The organism is Paraburkholderia sp. GAS206C, from assembly GCF_050435645.1.
Lineage (GTDB): Bacteria > Pseudomonadota > Gammaproteobacteria > Burkholderiales > Burkholderiaceae > Paraburkholderia > Paraburkholderia phenazinium_B.
Genome location: NZ_JBNDKR010000001.1, coordinates 26,621 through 44,232, shown reverse-complemented (window position 1 = coordinate 44,232; position 17,612 = coordinate 26,621). Strand labels below are relative to the sequence as shown.

17 protein-coding genes and 1 pseudogene are annotated in these 17,612 nt (G+C 61.9%); 12 read left to right on the top strand and 6 right to left on the bottom strand.

Annotated elements, in window-relative coordinates:
• Window positions 1–171 precede the first annotated feature (171 nt).
• The 3 genes from P3T20_RS00220 to P3T20_RS00210 are packed head-to-tail and all read left to right on the top strand — an operon-like array spanning window position 172 to window position 2,880.
• A complete protein-coding gene (locus P3T20_RS00220) occupies window positions 172–915 on the top strand; it encodes a (Fe-S)-binding protein (RefSeq protein ID WP_074268660.1) in 744 nt (247 codons plus the stop codon).
• A complete protein-coding gene (locus tag P3T20_RS00215; RefSeq protein ID WP_074268659.1) occupies window positions 912–2,303 on the top strand; it encodes a lactate utilization protein B in 1,392 nt (463 codons plus the stop codon). The genes P3T20_RS00220 and P3T20_RS00215 overlap by 4 nt, the downstream gene beginning before the upstream one ends.
• Window positions 2,290–2,880 carry a LutC/YkgG family protein gene (locus P3T20_RS00210; RefSeq protein ID WP_429285698.1) on the top strand — a complete coding sequence of 197 codons (591 nt, stop codon included), beginning with the start codon at window positions 2,290–2,292 and terminating at the stop codon, window positions 2,878–2,880. Before P3T20_RS00215 ends, P3T20_RS00210 begins: the two co-directional genes overlap by 14 nt.
• Here the strand turns inward: P3T20_RS00210 and P3T20_RS00205 are convergent.
• Window positions 2,864–4,174, bottom strand: a complete 1,311-nt coding sequence (locus P3T20_RS00205) for an MFS transporter (protein ID WP_429285697.1) — start codon at window positions 4,172–4,174, stop codon at window positions 2,864–2,866. The two genes, P3T20_RS00210 and P3T20_RS00205, sit on opposite strands and share 17 nt — an antisense overlap.
• 340 nt (window positions 4,175–4,514) lie before the next feature.
• Here P3T20_RS00205 and P3T20_RS00200 point away from each other — a divergent pair, with 340 nt between their 5' ends.
• The gene (locus P3T20_RS00200; protein WP_074268657.1) at window positions 4,515–4,880 is read left to right on the top strand and encodes an RcnB family protein; all 366 of its coding nucleotides are present in this window, start codon (window positions 4,515–4,517) and stop codon (window positions 4,878–4,880) included.
• Window positions 4,881–5,001: 121 nt separating this feature from the next.
• On the opposite strand, the pseudogene P3T20_RS00195 reads toward P3T20_RS00200, so the two are convergent.
• Together P3T20_RS00195 and P3T20_RS00190 are read right to left on the bottom strand one after the other, a co-directional pair.
• Window positions 5,002–5,343, bottom strand: a pseudogene (locus tag P3T20_RS00195) (lipocalin-like domain-containing protein); the annotation flags it as partial.
• Between the two features lie 131 nt (window positions 5,344–5,474).
• Window positions 5,475–6,458 carry an aldo/keto reductase gene (locus P3T20_RS00190; protein ID WP_429285696.1) on the bottom strand — a complete coding sequence of 328 codons (984 nt, stop codon included), beginning with the start codon at window positions 6,456–6,458 and terminating at the stop codon, window positions 5,475–5,477.
• Window positions 6,459–6,593: 135 nt separating this feature from the next.
• Between P3T20_RS00190 and P3T20_RS00185 the strand changes: the two genes are divergently transcribed.
• The 7 genes from P3T20_RS00185 (at window position 6,594) to P3T20_RS00155 (ending at window position 13,071) form a co-directional block, all read left to right on the top strand.
• Window positions 6,594–7,496, top strand: coding sequence for a LysR family transcriptional regulator (locus tag P3T20_RS00185; protein WP_074268656.1), 903 nt, complete (start codon window positions 6,594–6,596; stop codon window positions 7,494–7,496).
• 38 nt (window positions 7,497–7,534) lie between these two features.
• Window positions 7,535–7,765, top strand: coding sequence for a hypothetical protein (locus P3T20_RS00180; RefSeq protein WP_429285695.1), 231 nt, complete (start codon window positions 7,535–7,537; stop codon window positions 7,763–7,765).
• 101 nt (window positions 7,766–7,866) lie between these two features.
• On the top strand, window positions 7,867–8,199 hold the full coding sequence (locus P3T20_RS00175; protein ID WP_429285694.1) for a hypothetical protein: 333 nt from the start codon (window positions 7,867–7,869) through the stop codon (window positions 8,197–8,199).
• 163 nt (window positions 8,200–8,362) lie between these two features.
• On the top strand, window positions 8,363–9,217 hold the full coding sequence (locus P3T20_RS00170; protein WP_429285693.1) for a methyltransferase domain-containing protein: 855 nt from the start codon (window positions 8,363–8,365) through the stop codon (window positions 9,215–9,217).
• Window positions 9,218–9,453: 236 nt separating this feature from the next.
• On the top strand, window positions 9,454–10,623 hold the full coding sequence (locus P3T20_RS00165) for a GNAT family N-acetyltransferase (protein WP_429285692.1): 1,170 nt from the start codon (window positions 9,454–9,456) through the stop codon (window positions 10,621–10,623).
• A 63-nt stretch (window positions 10,624–10,686) separates the two neighbouring features.
• A complete protein-coding gene (locus P3T20_RS00160; RefSeq protein ID WP_074268653.1) occupies window positions 10,687–11,229 on the top strand; it encodes a DUF1003 domain-containing protein in 543 nt (180 codons plus the stop codon).
• A gap of 279 nt (window positions 11,230–11,508) precedes the next feature.
• Window positions 11,509–13,071, top strand: coding sequence for a methyl-accepting chemotaxis protein (locus P3T20_RS00155; protein WP_429286172.1), 1,563 nt, complete (start codon window positions 11,509–11,511; stop codon window positions 13,069–13,071).
• A gap of 140 nt (window positions 13,072–13,211) precedes the next feature.
• Here P3T20_RS00155 and P3T20_RS00150 read toward each other — a convergent pair whose 3' ends face one another.
• Window positions 13,212–13,382, bottom strand: a complete 171-nt coding sequence (locus tag P3T20_RS00150; protein WP_167379456.1) for a hypothetical protein — start codon at window positions 13,380–13,382, stop codon at window positions 13,212–13,214.
• A 203-nt stretch (window positions 13,383–13,585) separates the two neighbouring features.
• Window positions 13,586–15,181 (bottom strand): FAD-dependent monooxygenase, encoded by a 1,596-nt coding sequence (locus tag P3T20_RS00145; protein ID WP_429285691.1) that lies wholly within the window; start codon window positions 15,179–15,181, stop codon window positions 13,586–13,588.
• A gap of 258 nt (window positions 15,182–15,439) precedes the next feature.
• On the opposite strand from P3T20_RS00145, the gene P3T20_RS00140 reads away from it, so the two are divergent.
• On the top strand, window positions 15,440–17,023 hold the full coding sequence (locus tag P3T20_RS00140; RefSeq protein ID WP_074268650.1) for a DHA2 family efflux MFS transporter permease subunit: 1,584 nt from the start codon (window positions 15,440–15,442) through the stop codon (window positions 17,021–17,023).
• Window positions 17,024–17,105: 82 nt separating this feature from the next.
• On the opposite strand, the gene P3T20_RS00135 is transcribed toward P3T20_RS00140, so the two are convergent.
• A complete protein-coding gene (locus tag P3T20_RS00135; protein WP_429285690.1) occupies window positions 17,106–17,612 on the bottom strand; it encodes a universal stress protein in 507 nt (168 codons plus the stop codon).

Sequence of the window (17,612 nt, the reverse complement as noted above, 5' to 3'; positions counted from 1 at the left end):
TCTCCAACTTCCTTATATTCTTGGTCAGACCAACAAGACCAGTCATACAAAAAGCGTACTTGGGCGGCCAGCAGCACGTCGCCGGACTGGAATCCGCAGTAGAGTAGGCACATGCGCCCGCATCCGGAGCGCAGCGCTTCGTCCCCTCAAATATGCCGGCCCCTCGATTCCATGAAAGTCGCTCTTTTCATACCCTGCTTTATCGACGCGTTCTATCCGGAAGTAGGCATCGCCACCCTTGAATTGCTTGAGCGCTTCGGCATCGAGGTGGACTATCCCCAGGAGCAGACCTGCTGCGGCCAGCCAATGGCGAACAGCGGCGCCCAGGCCGAAGCGGCCGGCGCGGAGAAGGTCTTTGCGCGCAATTTCGCGGGATACGACTACATCGTCGGACCTTCGTCGAGCTGCATTCATCACGTGCGCGAGCATCTGACTGCAATCGAGCAAACCTCCGAGGTGAAGAAGGTACGCGCCGTCGCCTATGAACTGGTCGAGTTTTTGCACGACGTGGTCGGCGCCCGTGACTTTCCGTGGGCTGAGTTTCCACATCGGGTAGGGCTTCACAACAGCTGCAGCGCGTTGCGGCATCTGAAAGAGGCGTCGGTCTCGGAAATCGCCGGCACGCCGTTTTCAAAACCGCTGGCCTTGCTGAAGGGCGTCAAAGGCATCGAATTCGTCAAGCTCGCCCGTCCCGATGAATGCTGCGGCTTCGGCGGCACCTTCTCCGTGACGGAAGAGCCGGTATCGGTCCGCATGGGGCAGGACAAGGTTCGCGATCACCTGAACGCCGGCGCGGAGTACATCGTCTCTGGCGATATGTCTTGCCTGATGCACCAGCAAGGTTGCGCGGAACGGATGAAAGCGGACGCACGTTTTATCCATATCGCGCAGGTTTTGAACGGAGCACGCGAATGAGCCGGATCGATCACGCAAAAGCCGCGGGCGCTTTCATCGCCAAGACGGAGCATGTGGCGTTTCATGACAAGCGTCTCTGGGACCTGCGCGAAAAGCGCGATGCGCAGGCGCACAACATCGCCGAATGGGAAACGCTGCGCGAGCTGGCCTCGGGCATCAAGGAACATACGCTGTCGCATCTGTCCGAGTACCTCGAACAGTTTGCCTCCGCAGCGGAAGCGAACGGCGTGACCGTGCACTGGGCGGCAACCGCGGAGGAGCATAACGAGCTGGTGTACCAGATCATGTCCGGACGCGGCATGACGACGCTCGTCAAGAGCAAGTCGATGCTCACCGACGAGTGTGCGATGCGCGAATATCTCGAGCCGCGCGGCATCACGGTGATGGAGACGGACCTCGGCGAGCGCATCCAGCAACTCGATCATCAGGACCCGAGCCATATGGTGGTGCCCGCCGTGCACAAGCTGCGCGCCGACGTTGCACAGCTGTTCGGCCGCACCATCGGCACCGATCCCGAGAATAGCGACATTCACTACCTCGCCGAAAGTCAGCGGATGAATACTCGGCCGTATTTTGTGCGTGAGAAAACGGCCGGCATGACGGGCTGCAATTTCGCAGTGGCGGAAACGGGCACAGTGGTGGTCTGTACCAACGAAGGCAACGCGGATCTGTCGGCCAACGTGCCGCCGCTGCATATTGCCTCGATCGGCATTGAAAAACTGATTCCGAAGGTCTCGGACCTTGGCGTGTTTGTGCGCATGCTCTCGCGCAGCGCGCTCGGCTCGCCGATTACGCAATACACGTCGCACTTCCGCGCACCGCGTCCGGGCACCGAGATGCACTTTATCCTCGTCGATCATGGCCGCTCGGAGCGGCTTGCGATGCAGGAGTTCTGGTATTCGCTCAAATGCATCCGCTGCGGCGCGTGCATGAACACCTGTCCGGTGTACCGGCGCAGCGGCGGTCTCTCATACGGTGGTACGTATTCAGGACCGATTGGCGCGATCATCAACCCGACCTACGATCTGAAACGCTATAGCGCGTTGCCGTTTGCTTCCACGCTCAATGGGAGTTGCACGAACGTCTGCCCGGTGAAGATCAATATCCATGAACAGATCTACAAGTGGCGGCAGGTGATTACCGAGCGCCATGAAGTGCCGTTCGTGAAGCAGGAAGTGCTGAAGATGGCCGGGCGTCTGCTGGCGAGTCCAACGCTGTACCGGGCGACGGTGTCGTCGATGGGCGGCGCATTGCGGCGGCTGCCGAATTTCGTGCTGTATAACCCGCTCAATATCTGGGGCCGGCAGCGCGAATTGCCGGAAGCGCCGAAGCTGACGTTTCACGCGTGGTACCGGAAGAATCGTGGAGGTGGCGATGGCAACGCGTGAGGCTTTTCTCGCGAAAGTGCGTGCGGCTCAACCGGACGCGCGCGAGCGTCCCGAGGTACCGCTGTTCGCATCGACCGGCGGCGACCTGTGGGCGCGTTTCACCGCGGCGTTGGCGGGCATGGGCGGAACGTGTGTCGAGGCCGCTTCGGGCGCCGACGTGCTTGCGTTGATCCACGAGCGTTTCGGCGCGCAGGCCTCGGTGTGTTCGGCTACGTCCGAAGTACCGGGCACGCGCCCGTTGAGCGCCGACACACCACCGGTGTCGCTGCAGGACATCGACGTGGGCGTCGTGCGGGCCCGCTTTGGCGTCGCGGAGACCGGCTCGGTGTGGTTCAGCGAGCAGGAATACGTGGTCAACGCGATCGGCTATATCGTGCAGCATCTGGTCGTGCTGCTCGACCCTGCACAGATGATCGATGGATTGCAGGACGTCTACCAGCGGCCGGATTTTCAGCGTGCACGATATGCGGCGCTGGTAACGGGGCCGTCGGCCACAGCCGATATCGAAGGTGTGCTGATTCGTGGCGCACAAGGCGTGCGGTCGTTGACGGTGGTGTGGCTCAGCGCGCCGCATTGACGCGTGGGGTCGCGCGCAAACTGCTGAGCGCGAGGCCCGCGAGCGTGCCGGTCACAAGCAACGTGAACAGATAGAGTCCGCCTGGACCTGCGAGTCCCATGAGCGCCGACGCCAAAGTCGGCCCCGCGCTCGCGCCCAGCGAGAAGATCAGCAGCAGCCCGGCACTGACGGCGATACGCTGGCCGGCCGGAATGCAGTCGTTGACGTACGACGTCACCACGCCGTACAGCGAGAACACCACGCTGACATACACGTACCCAAGCACCTCGACCAGCGTGCCGCCAGGCAGCACGAACAGCAGCAGGCTGCACACCGCAGCAAGCGCAGTAATTGACACGATGACGATGCGCCGGTCGAACAGATCGGCGAGCCTCGCAACCGGCCATTGCGGCAGGAGCGCCGCGAGCAGTGCGAAGCCCATGAAGTGCGAGACGTCGGTGACCGAATAGCCGAGCCGGCGCATGAACACCGGCTGCATTGTGTAGAAACCGCTGTTCAGCAGACCGGCGGCGAGGCAGCCATACACTCCGAGCGGCGCCCATCTGTAGACTGTGCTCAAGCCCGAGAGTCCGCGTGCGAGGCGCGAACCGCCGCTGCTCTCAGGAGCCTCCATCGGAGTAGTCGGCACGGGTGCGTTACCGGCCAGTGCAACCGGTATCAGTGAAGCGGAAAACAGCGCGCTGACGAGGCTGAAGAGGGCGAAGCCGGCCGGATCGGCGAGGCTGATCAGAAACTGCCCCGTGCCGACGCCCATATAGTTCGTGATCATGTACGCGGAAAACACCCGTCCGCGCTGCGCGTTACTGGCCGACTGATGCAGCCAGCTTTCCACCACCGTGAAAATGCCGACGAGGCAAAAGCCCATCACAAAGCGCAACGCAGCCCACGTCGCGGCCGAATTCCACGCGGCATAACCGAGCGCGCAGCACGCCGAGACCGCGGCGAACGTGACAAAGGCGCGATGATGTCCGACCCGCCCGATCAGGCCGCCGCCCCATAGCGCGCCGACCATGAAGCCGATGTAATAAGCCGATTGCACTACGCCGACCACCAGCGACGGCGTCTGCTGCTGGATCAGCCGCAGCGAGATGAGCGTGCCCAGCAGGCCATTGCCGGTAATCAGAATCGCGTAGCCGAACAGCAGGATGGCGGTCGCCTGCAGGCCGCCGGCGGGTGCCGGGGTGCTCGCAGTTGCGGAGGTACTTGCAGGGTAGGCAGGGTGTGCTGCGATAGACGGCGTGGACGGCAGACCGGCCGCCGCGTCGCGGATCCAGGATTCGTTGACCGGTTTCATCGTATGCGTCGGGAGCCATGCAAGGGTGCTGTTTCTGGTGCAACACATGTTGGCCCAGGTCAGGTACCCGAAGCAATTGCTGCAATTCACACAATTGATGTGGTCACGGTGGTAGCGTCGAATGTCAAACATTCTTAGAACGCGCTTCGAAGCAGCCGAAATGTGCCGATCGATTTGAGCCGGCACGCATTCTTATGACATCATTTGCCGGCGTCCGACGTTGACCCCCGCCAGGCGATCCATTTCGCATAGCGACACGGTCAAGACGCAACTGGCGCTTTGCCCCGTCTGGAGCTGGAGCGCCAAACCGCTATTCCGTCATTCACTCTGAGGCGAAACCATGAAGTCGACATTTGCCGTACCGTTTTTGATCGTATCGTTACTGGGTACGTCCGTTGCCGCTATTGCCCAGCCGCACAATGATGATCACGGCCAGCGCCCGGTTCAGCGTGGACATGGCCGCGGACCTGCACCGCATGAGGCGTCGATGGGCGGCCCGGGCGGTCCGGTTCCGCACAACGATTGGCACAAGGGTGAACGGTTGCCGGCGGAGTACCGCGATCGTAACTACGTGGTCGACGACTGGCATGACCACGGCCTGCAAGCGCCGCCGCGCGGATATCAGTGGGTCGGTGTGAACGGCGACTACGTGCTCGCCGCCGTCGCAACCGGCGTTATTGCCAGCGTCCTGCTCAACGCGCATTAAGCGACCGGGCTGAGAACGATGGTTGCCGATGCCGGCAACCGGTTTGCGTTCTATCGGTTGCGAGGTCTGCCGTTCGTTGTCTCGAGCGGCAGACCTGCTGTGATTGTTTGCCTGATCCCCTTCAGTCCACCCGTCGCCACACCGAAATCGGCACATCGCCATTCGGGCGAGGTGTCACGCGGTAGCTCAATTCACCGTCCTTAAGTTCGTAGCTTCGCTTTTGCGACTGTCCTTCCCAATTGGGAAAGGACGCGTTCTCTACATGGAACGTCAAGGTTCCATTAACCGGGTCGACGCTGATCGTACCGAAGTGAGTGCTGGAACCCATGACGGCCTCTTTGTACTCGGCCGGTGTTCCCGCGCCCTTGTCGCCCGAAGCGAATTGCGGGCGTTCCGCCTTGAAAATCTGCAGCGAATAGTGCCCCTGAGAGTCGATCAGCAGCAGTCCCTTGTTTTGCATACCGGGCGCGCAGATGCGCCGCCGGCTTTGGCGCAATTGAAGCGGGTTGTGATGGAGAATGCGACGGCTAACCTTGGTTCGTAGGGTTCTGACTGTGTCAGCGCGTTGCAGCGCGCGCTGAACCCTTCGACGCTCTAGCGATCCACGCGCTGCTGCATTTGCGCCGGGTAACGATCCCCGACTACTTTGATCTGCTTAAGCGCCGCTTCAATCGCCGACAGATCGTTACCCGACAGTTCGACGGCGGCGGCGCCGATGTTCTCTTCCAGCCGATGCAGTTTGGTCGTCCCCGGAATCGGCACGATCCACGGTTTTTGCGCGAGCAGCCACGCAAGCGCGATCTGCGCACGGGTCGCACCCTTGCCGTCGGCGATCTGTCCGAGCACCTCGACCAGATGAGCATTGGCCTTACGGTTCTCTTCCGAGAAACGCGGCACGATGTTGCGGAAGTCGCCCTGGTCGAAGGCGGTGGTCTCGTTGATCGCACCAGTTAGAAAGCCCTTGCCTAGCGGGCTGAACGGCACGAAGCCAATCCCGAGTTCCTCGAGCGTCGGAAGCACACTTTCCTCCGGCTCGCGCCACCACAGCGAATACTCGCTCTGCAACGCGGCCACCGGTTGCACGGCATGCGCGCGGCGGATCGATTGGGCGCCCGCTTCGGACATGCCGAAGTGCTTGACCTTGCCCTGCTGGATCAGATCCTTGACGGCGCCGGCCACATCTTCGATCGGCACGTTCCGGTCGACGCGATGCTGGTAGAACAGGTCGATGCGATCGGTCTTCAGACGCTTCAGCGAAGCCTCGGCCACGGCACGGATGCGCTCGGGCCGGCTGTCGGTCGGCAGCTTTGAATCGCCGTCCTGAAAGCCGAACTTCGTGGCGATCACCACTTCGTCGCGCATCGGAGCAAGGGCTTCGCCCACCAGCTCCTCGTTGGTGAACGGGCCGTAGCATTCGGCGGTATCGAAGAACGTGACGCCTCGTTCAAAGGCGGTCTGGATCACCTTGACGGCTGCGGACTTTTCGGTGGCTGGCCCAAAGCCAAAACTCAAACCCATGCAGCCGAGACCGAGCGTCGATACCTCGAGACCGCTGTTTCCCAGTGTGCGTTTTTGCATGTCCATTCTCCCTTCGAAAATTGCGGGTGGCCGCCTGCCCCGAGGGGCGGTGCGGTGTATGAAGGTATCTTAGGCTGTTGTATGTTGCTCAACAATCAGGCTAGACTTGTACAGCATATTGAGGAGAATTCAACTATGCCGCGTGCCGGCCTGTCCGAGCTGACTGCTTTCATTGCCATTGCCGAGCATCGAAGCTTCCGCGCAGCGGCGCGCACGCTCGGAGTCTCACCGTCGGCGCTGAGCCATTCAATGCGAGGTCTGGAGGAGCGGATAAACGTGCGACTGTTCAATCGCACGACCCGGTCCGTCGCGCTCACCGAAGCCGGCGAACAACTTCTGCGGCGCGTTGGTCCTGCCGTCGCCGACCTTGAAGACGCGGTGAACGAGGTTGCTTCCACGCGCGATCGTCCGTCGGGCTCAATCCGGATTAGCGCATCGGAGTCGGCGGCAAGGCCGCTCGTGCGCCATGTGCTTCCGGAGTTTCTCGCGGCTTATCCAGACATCCATGTCGAGTTCGTGGTGGACACGCGATTGGTGGATATTGTCGCGGACGGTTTCGACGCCGGCATCCGGGTGCTTCAGGACGTACCGCGCGACATGATCGCGATTCGCTTCGGACCGGATATGCGGTTCGCGGCTGTGGCATCGCCCGAGTATCTGTCGCGTCATGAGTCGCCAAAAGAACCGCACGATCTGAAGCAGCACCGTTGCATTCGCTTTCGCTTTGAGAGCGGAGCGCTGTACCGCTGGGATCTCGAGCATCGTGGCAAAACAGCGAGCATCGATGTCGACGGGCCGATGACACTCGGCAGCCTTAACCTGATGGTCGAAGCAGCACTGGCCGGCATCGGGATCGCCTGGGTGCCCGAGTATCAGGTCGCCGAGCTCCTGGCGTCGGGCCATCTGGTTCATCTGCTGCCTGAGTGGAGTCCGTCGTTTCCTGGGACGTGTCTTTACTATCCCGCCAATCGTCATCCGCCGATCGCACTCAGGTTGTTTGTTCAGGCGGTGCGTGAGTGGGCGAGCCGGTCGCAATAGTCTCTGGCTTTACCGCTTGCTCATATCGAGTCCTGACCGTGGAAACAAAGGTGATGACGAACGGCATTTCATGTCCTATGCATCAGATCGCCTCGCGACATCCGACACGATCCGTTGAAATGTCGCACAAGCACAACATGCATCAATTGACAGACCACGCATTCAAAGAGAAACTCGGCGTCATGATTTCGAACCTCATCCCAGCATTCGCGCTGCAAGGCGGCGAGGGTTTCCGCAAGGACACCCTGGGGGAGGCTCGTTCGCTTTAGATTTACAGGTACAAGCGTCGATCAACAGGCCTCTCCGGAAACGGATGAGGCCTGTTTTGTTTGTACCGTCTCCGTTTCCGACCTTACTAACGGAGATATCTATGAACACGAAAACATCGACCCCCGCCCGTGACGGCGAGTCCATCCAAACGATCTACCCGACCCGGCGTCCCACCGGGTCAAGCGTCGACAACGACTTCCACGCCCGGCATCAAGCCGAGCGAGCGATGACGATAGCGCGATCACGGATGTTCTATCCGTTCGAATATTGGGCGCATGGAAGCCCGGGCATTCAGGCTGACGTGGAAGACTCGCCGGCTGACTCACGTCCCGGTCGCGCAATCGAAAGTCGATCCTTCAAGCGGCCGGTGATCCTTGCCGGATGGCTGCAAGATCTCGCAATGCATTTGTTCCACCGGGTGCGCGGGCCTTGAAACGGTCCGGCCCGCGGACTCGTGACTAACGGGTTCCGCGGGCCGCGACCGCCAACGTTGTCTTGTCGCATTACAACCAACCTATGGCGGCAGCTTGTCGCCCGACGGCGCGATCATGTCTGGAGGATCCGGGATCCCGGAACACTCCAGACGGCGCCTCCGAATGACTCTAAGAAGCACGCTTAAACAGCCATTCCTGAATGGCGTAGCGAAACTGCCCGACTTCATGCAGCGCGCAATGCTAACGCCACAGTTGCGCCGCATCTGCATTCGCGTGCCGCTGCTGCGCGCGGTGTACTCGGGCTGTCTGCGCCGTCATCCCTTTGACCTGCAATTTGGTATCGATACCAGCGGCCTGGTGGACGCATTCGCGTTGCAGCGCGATCCGCTCCTTGCCGATCAACTGAGTCCTTACATGGGCTCACAGCCGACCATCATTCGCCGCGCGCTCGATACGCTCGGCGATATCGCCGGCTATACGTTCGTCGACATCGGCTGTGGCAAGGGCCGGCCACTGATCGTCGCGTCCGAGTATCCGTTCGCGCGGGTAATGGGCTACGACATCAGCGTCGACCTCGTGAAGACCGCGAACGAAAACGCGGCCGCCATCGCGCGACGCTTTCCGGCACGTGCGCCGATCCGCGCGGTCGTTGCGAATGTCGCCGACATGGCTGTGCCGTCCGGCAACGTAGTTGTGTTCATGTTCAATCCGTTCGGCCCTGAACTGATGACCACGCTGCTGCACAAGCTCGAAGAGGCGCTCGCGAACGGCGCAATCCAGCATCTTTTCCTCGTCTACGACAACCCGGTCTGCGGCGATGTGTTCGACGGTTCGGAACACTTAAAGCGCTGGTTTGCGACGATGTTCGACTACGATCAGCACGAACTGGGTTTCGGACCGGAGGAGCGGGAAGGCGTCGTCATCTGGCAAAGCGTGCGCGGTGCGCGGCCCGATGCTTTTGCCGACCGCAATCGTCGCATTACGACAAAAGACAAACTCAGCGCGGCCGTTGAATAGCGTCGAACGGCCATTCGGCGCGGCGCGCGACCATGCCTGCACATTGCCCGGCGCTCCGCCAGGTCTTGTCCGCCAAAATCCAGAAACGGCCGAAACCATAGGTCGCGCGAGTTTGCTTTTCGTTCGACACTATGCGCTGCCGCCAGACCACCTTTACCCCTCCGCGTAAATTGCCCGTTATGGCAGGACGGCAAATCCGCCACGGGGCATGCGCTGCAAAATAATTCAGGAGTCCAGTGTCTACAGCCACGGCCGCGATGCTCGAACCCTCATCGCCAACAGCTTCGTTTCGATACGACGTACGATCGTGCGAGACGCTCGCTGCATTTCGCGCGTTGCAGCCACAATGGTGCGCGTTGTCCGCGACAGCAGAGGCGCATTCCCCGTTCAGTAGTTTCGAATACTGCGAGCTTGCGGTTGAACGCGCGCTGGCGAGCGGTGCGGTGATCGAAGTCGCGATGGTGTACGGCGCGCACGAATTGCTCGCGCTGTGGCCGGTCGCGATTACTCGCAAAGGAGCGCTGCGGCTCGCGCATTCGCTTGGTTGCGGAAGCGGCGAAGAATACGGCGGTCCGTTGATCAAAGACACGCGGCGTGCTGAGCTCTACCCGGCCGCGGTCGCTGCGATGATGCGGATTCATGCGGATGCGCTCGAAATTCCGATGGTCGAAAACGGCAGCGCATTGCAGCACGCATTGAGTGCTGCACCTGGCTCGTGGGTGCGGCGACGGCTGCCACCGCGCTGGCGCGAGTTGCCAGGATACGCGATCGGACTGCGCGCCTATCCGTCATGGGACGACTTCCTCGCGACGCGCAACGCCACGCTGCGCTCCGCCTTGCGTTCGAGTGTGAAGCGGCTGCGCCGCCAGGGCGACGTAAGTTTCGGATGGTGCCGCACGGCCGACGAAGCGCAAAGCACGCTGACGTGGCTGTTTGAGAACAAACGCAATTGGGCTGTTGCGCGCGGGATCGGGTCGCGCTATCTGATGGACGATCAGGTGCGCGATTTTTTCATCGCGCTGGCGCGGCGCACAGACCTGTCTAACGTCCCGCTCGTCGCATTCGTGACCGTGAATAGGCGGCCGGTAGCGGCTTCGGTCAACCTCGTCGGTGCGCGGACCGTCGAGTATTTCATCACGACCTATGACGAGGCCTTCGGGACGTTTTCGGTGGGGAATCTGCTCGTCGAGTTTCTCGCGCAATGGGCGCACGCGAATGGCCGCGACTTCGATTTCCGGCCGCTGCACGGCGACTATAAAGCGCGTTGGGCCGATCGGGTGACGCGGCATGAATCGCTACTGCTCGTGCTGAATCTGCGCGGGCGGTTGATCGAGTTGCCGTTGGTATGGGCGCTGGCGGAACGCGTGTATCGGAAGATAGCGGCGGTTTTAACGAAGCGACTGTAGGAGGCGAATTTCATCTCGCTCATGTAGATTGACGCGTTTTCCACCCAGAGCGAGTTCAACATCATGACGCCATTCGATCAAGCCAAAGCCGACAAGTCGTCCCCGAAACACGAACGTTGGCCGCATCTGCGGTTTCACCTTCCTTACAACCACGTAACGTCGACCTTCGGAGACGACTGGTTTGCGCTCAAGGCCGAAGCGTTCGCGCGCTTCTTCGGCACGCCTACGTTTCTCCTCGGGCAGACCCTGATCGTCGCAATCTGGGTCATCCTGAACATGACGGGCGTCACCAAATTCGACGTCTATCCTTTCATCCTTCTCAATCTTGCTTTCAGTTTGCAATCCGCCTACGCGGCGCCATTGATCCTGCTGGCGCAGACGCGTCAGGCCGATCGCGACAAGGCACTCGCAGATGCGGACGCCCAGCATCGGGAAGCGATCGCGAAGTCCGCCGAAGAGCGGCAACTGCAGATGGCTGAGCACACCTCACAGATGGCCACGCTGTTGAAGCAGAACACCGAACTCACGGAAATCACGCGGCAACTGAGCCAGAGGATCGAGGCGCTGACCATCGAAATGCACGCGAAGGTGCTGTCGGCAAGGTAAGCGCGGCGGGGAAAGAACACGTAAGTCTTTCTGAGGGCGGCCGACTGGTCGCCGCTTAAAGAATTGAAGCGATTTGCCGATAAAACATGGAGACCTTGACAATTCGAGCCACCGCACTGAGTGGAACCGGAATAGTGTCGCCTTCGTTTTCCACGTAGCGCAACGGGTCTCCTGATCACGTGTTGCTTGCGGGATGTGTCGCGACGCCGCGAAACGAGTCGGCGCCCGGTTCTGTCAGTCACAGCAAATAAGGACGTTATCTTGCCGTTTCTTAAGAACATGAGAGTCGTGACGCAGCTTGTTTCAGGCTTTGCGGTGGTTATCCTGCTGCTGATCGGGCTAGGCGCGTTTTCGCTCTACGAGGTGAGTGCCGAAAATGACCACGTCGCAGCGCTTCGCGATAAATGGTCAGCCAGTGTTAGCAGCAGTCTGCGGATGCAGAACGCTCTGAACCAGATCCGTCTCTCCGAGTTCCGCATGGCCTCCACCGACAAGGTTGCCGAGGCGCAGGCGGTGGATGCGAGGATGGCGCCGCGCATCGAGGCCTTCCGCAGCGCGAGTGCGGAATACGAAAAGCTCATCTCCGAACCGGAGGAGAAGACGGCGTTTGCGGACATCCAGCTCCTGATGTCGCAGTACATGGACCTCGATCAGCAGGTTCGGACCGCGGCGAAAGCGGGCAATCCGCAGCAGGCCATGAGCGTCCTGACCGGACAGTCCGGGACGGTTCGCGATGCCATCGCGAAAGACATCGACAAGATCGTCGCTATCAATGAGCAAGGCACGTCGCAAGAAGGGAAGGTGGCCGACGAGGCGTACCACGCTGCGATCGCGCTGGTAGTCGGTTTGATCGTCGCGGCGGCTGCTGTCGCGCTGGGCGTGGCGCTCTTTATCGCCCGCGGCTTCGCGCGGCAACTCGGCGGCGAACCTAGCGAGGCCGCGGCCATGGCGAGCGCGATTGCAGCCGGCAATCTGCGAGTCGCCGTGCGGTTGAAGGCGGGGGACAACACGAGCCTCATGCATTCGCTTGCCACCATGAAAGAGCAGTTGACGGGCATCGTCCGAGGCATCAAAAGCTCGAGCGAATCCATTTCCGTGGCGGCCGGCGAGATTGCGCAAGGCAACACCGATCTGTCCCAGCGAACGGAAGAGCAGGCCGCTTCCCTGGAGCAAACGGCGTCCAGCATGGAACAGTTGACCAGCGCCGTACGCCACAACGCGGACAACGCCAAGCAGGCAAGCCAGCTGGCCGGCGCGGGCTCGGGCGTCGCGCAACGCGGCGGTGCGGAGATTGGGCGCGTCGTTGCGACCATGCAAGAGATTGCCGAAAGCTCGGCGCGGGTCGCGGAGATTATTAGCGTCATCGAAGGGATCGCATTCCAGACCAACATCCTGGCGCTCAACGCGGCGGTCGAGGCGGCGCGCGCCGGCGAACAGGGCCGCGGGTTCGCCGTGGTGGCCGGCGAGGTTCGTGCACTCGCGCAACGAAGCGCGAGCGCCGCGAAGGAAATCAAGGATCTGATCACGGAATCGGTGACGAGGATCGATACGGGATCGAAGCTGGTCGAAAACGCGGGCCGCACGATGGATGAAATCGTGTCCTCCGCGGGGCGCACGACCGACATCATGAACGAGCTTGCTGCCGCGTCCGAGGAGCAAAGCATCGGCATTGGGCAGGTGAATACCGCGGTTACCCAGATGGACGAAGTCACCCAGCAAAACGCGGCACTCGTCGAGCAGGCATCGGCTGCGGCGCAGGCGTTGGCGCAGCAGGCGCAAGCGCTGCGCGATGCGGTGTCGGTCTTCAGTGTCGATAGCGAGATGTCCTACGCGGCGCCGTAGAGCGTCTGCACGCAGGACGTCCGCAGAGTGCGACGTATGGCGGCGTCCCGCAATCTTCTCTTCCTCCTCTGGCTCTGAACCGCTGCCGATTACGCTGCGATCGCTGCCGCGATCGTTGACTCCCCGCGCGATACCGCTCGCTACGAACGGTCCCGGTTGCGAGTCCGGGTGGCGCCCGTGATGATCGCGACGCCGAGCATGATGACCGCGACGATTTCGATCGTGTGCTGCGAGACGTGCATGGCGATGAGCGCCCAGCAGACGCCGCCTATCAGAACGATCCAGCCGACAAGATAAATGACCAGGGTCATCGTGTTCTCCTTTTATGGTCGACGGCTGCGACGGGCTGCCTGCCATGTGCGCTTCATCCCGGTGCGGTCGTCGAATGATGGGGCCGGCGCGAGTTACCAGCCGGTCTGTTGAGTAGCAGATTCCGCGCCTGAGGAGGCGAGCTGAAGGCCGAGGCCCGAAGCCGGACTCTTGCCGACGCCGCCAACGCCGCCAACGCCACCAACTAATGTGTCCCGTCACCCACCCGCAAGCCGACAACGTTCTTCAGATAACGCTCGAGCGGAGCCACCTCCTCCGACTCACCACGTACCGCAACCACCTGGTCGGGCCTGATCAGCACCCATCCTGCGCCTTTGAACCCGTAGCGTCGACGCGCGTCGCCGGAAGGGTCGTCAGCAGCATCGAGCGCCACAACCTGGACCGCATCGTCATGCGCAGCAGCCAGCGTCTCGGCACGCGACACTTCGCTGCCTTCGCGAAACGCGATCAACGTGTGCCGTACATCCAGCAGAGGCCATAGCGTGCGCGGCGATCCATCGGCTGCGTGGGCCCAGTGCAGATCCAGCGCACGTGTGCCGGGAAAGCCGCGCGACGGATGACGCGCACTTTCGGCGAGCGCAACCAGCGGGCCGTCGTGATAGGTTACGTCCGTTTCGGCCATCTCGGTACGCAGCCGCTCCTGCAACGCCGGCACGTGATCGAGCACGGACACTGCTGCGTCGCGTGCGAGACGCGCAAGCGGATGCGGCGCCATGCCGACGTGCAGCAGTCTTGCCGCGTTGGCGATCACGTTGCGCGCAACCGGTCGCCGTTCGGCCTCGTAGCTATCGAGCAGCGTCGCGGCGTCGCCGCGTCCCTGAAGCACGTAGGCGAGCTTCCAGCCGAGGTTCGCCCCGTCCTGAATGCCGGTGTTCATGCCCTGGCCGCCTGCGGGACTGTGAATGTGCGCAGCGTCACCCGCGAGAAATACGCGACCCGTGCGATAGCGTGCCGCGAGTCGCTCGTTGATCCGAAACGTGGACAGCCAGCCGGGTTCCGATAACGTCGCGCCCGGCGGCCCGTGGCGTGTGATCTTCTGCTGCAGTTCATCGAGGGTCGGCGGCTCTTCGCCGCGCGCCGCCGCTTCATCGTCGACGCGGCGGCTGATCACCCGCCATACGTCATGAGCGAACGGAAACAGCGCGACCGTCCCGCCGCCGTGCCACCAGATATGGATGCTGTGCCGGTCGAGATCGACCCCGTCGATGCGCACGTCGCCCAGCAGATAGGTGTCGGGTTCCGTGTCCCCCTCGAACGCGATATCGAGCGCATGCCGCACCGCGCTGCGCGCGCCGTCGGCGCCGACCAACCACAAGGCAGTCGTGTTCTCGATTCGTCCATCGGCATGCCGCAGCGTCGCGGTCACGGCGTCGGATGCTTCGCTAAGCCCGGTCAGTTCCACCCCACGCTCGATCACGCCGCCCATATCGACGAACTTCGCCGTGAGGATCGCTTCGGTTTGCGACTGCGGGAGCAGAAGGGGATTGGGATGAGCGCTGTCGATGCCGTCTTGCATCGACACGCGCGCAAGCCGCCGCGCGCCGTCGCCGAACGTCACTGCGCTCATCGCTACGGCCGCCTCGTCGAACGCCGCGCCGACGCCGAGGCTGCTCAACACTTCGAGGCTCGCCGGCCATACGGCGAGTGCTTTCGACAGGTCCGCAGGCTTCTCGAGCCTGTCGATCACCCGCGTTGCAATGCCGTAACGACGCAGCGTCAGCGCCAGTGTCAATCCCGTCGGCCCCGCGCCGGCGACCAAAACAGGGGTGTGCTGCTCCATGGCGAATTCCTCCCAAGATTGGCGGGTATCGGCATCAAGAGTAGATGCCGGATGACCCATCTGGTAAAGCCCGTTTTCAGCCCACGCAAACGGCACGCCTGCGCTACCCGCTGACGCCGCGAACATGCCGTCTTGGTGAAAGGCCCGATTGCAAATCTTTTTCAAAGCCGCATGATGGTGTAAGTATTTAATAAATGTGACGGAAGCGCGTACCATACGCAGGTTCGCCGTCCTTGCCCACACCACAAGCTACGATTTATGACGCAGGAATCGACCCCTCCCGCCTCACCCGCAGCACCCGTCCAACATCCGCCACTACGTGGCGGCCAGCTTGTGATCGCCACGATCGTCGTGGCGCTGGCGACTTTCATGACGGTTCTGGACACATCGATCGCGAACGTCGCGGTCCCCAATCTGTCCGGCAACCTCGGGGTGTCCGTCGACGAAGGGACGTGGGTCATCACGATCTTCGCGGCCGCCAATGCGGTGTCCATTCCGCTGACGGGGTGGCTCACGCAGCAGATTGGCCAGATCCGGCTTTTCGTCGGCGCGATCCTGATGTTCGTGTTTGCCTCGTGGCTCTGCGGCATCGCCCCGGACCTGCCGTTCCTGCTGGGCGCGCGGATTCTGCAGGGACTCGTGGCAGGCCCGCTCATTCCGTTGTCTCAGGCTGTCCTGTTGAGTTCCTACCCGAAGGCCCGGGCCAACATGGCGTTGGCGCTCTGGGCGATGACGGCCACCGTGGGCCCGATCGCGGGGCCGGTGCTGGGCGGCTGGATCACGGACAACTACAGTTGGTCCTGGATCTTTTACGTCAACATTCCGGTTGGTTTCATCGCCGCCAGCGCCACCTGGTTCATCTACCGCAAGCGCGAAACGCCGACCAGAAAACTGCCGATCGATACCGTCGGTCTCGCGCTGCTCGTCACATGGGTCGGGTCGCTTCAGGTGATGCTCGACAAGGGACGGGACCTCGACTGGTTCTCGTCTTCGTTCATCGTTGCGCTGGCGCTGATTGCGCTCGTCAGCTTTGCGTTCTTCCTCGTGTGGGAGCTGACCGAGAAGCATCCGGTCGTCGACCTCAGGCTCTTCGCGTTGCGCAATTTCAGCAGCGGCACGATTGCGATTTCCGTCTCCTACGCGCTGTACTTCGGCAACCTCGTGCTGTTGCCGCAGTGGATGCAGGAGTACCTCGGCTATCGGGCTTTCGACGCGGGTCTCGTCACCGCGCCCGTCGGTATTTTCACGGTTCTGCTTTCGCCGTTTATCGGGCGCATGCTGCAGCTGGTGGACGCCCGGACGCTGGTGTCCATCGCTTTCGTGGGTCTGGCGGGCGTGTTTTTCATGCGCACGCAGTATCTGAGTACGGTGGACGCGTGGCATCTGGTGATACCCACTTTGCTGCAGGGCATTCCGACCGTCCTGTGGTTCGTTCCGCTCGTGTCGATCATCCTCTCGGGACTGCCGCCTGAACGTATTCCAGCGGCGGCCGGGCTTTCCAATTTCGCGCGTATTTTCTGTGGCGCGGTCGGCACGTCCATCGCGGGCACGGTCTGGGGCCACCGCACTGCCGTGCATCACGTTCGACTCATGGAGCAGGCGAACATCGACAATCCGGTTTTCAACTCAGCCATCGCATCGTTGCAATCGCAACTACATCTGGACGTGGGGGCCGCGCACGCAATGTTTGAATCGATGGTCACGAGTCAGGCTGCGGTCATGGGACTGGACGACTTCTTCTATGCGTCCACGTTCATTTTCATCCTCATCATCCCGCTGATCTGGATCACCCGGCCGGCGAAGGGCGGAGCGGACTCTGGAGAAGCGTCCGCCGCGCATTGAGCCTGGCCGGGATCTGCGGCACGGTGCGAAACTTCGAATAGCGGCGATGCAGATGTGACGACCGACCGGTGAGGCACTCGCCTTACCAGGTGCCGGCGGCCGTCACATCGATCCAGCGTCTGCCGCCACGGCGCGCCGGATTGGCCACGGGCTTGTCGCTGACGATCTGCGTTGGCTGGCTGGAGTGACGCATCACCTCCGCTGCCACGTCTTCGCTCAGCCAGTGCCACCGCGACGCGCTTCGCCTGCCGAGAAGAATCAGGTCGGCACCGGTCTCTTCCGCGACGGCGGCAATCGCGCTACCCACCGTCATGCCCGAAAACGGCAGCGTCACCATGCGGACTTCCGCCGGCAGCGCATGAGTATCCAGCACACTCCTGACGTGCGTGACGACCCGGTGTCCGTGTGCTTCCATGGCCTCGACGATCAGGCCGAAGTTGCAGTCCGCACCCCCGATATAGCTGGGCGATGGATCGACTACGTGCAGTGCAACAACTTGCGCATCGTACTTTCGCGCGGCTTCGATGGCGGGCGCCAGGACGCTATCGGCGGAACTTGTACTGACTGCAACGAGAATCTTCTTGAACAT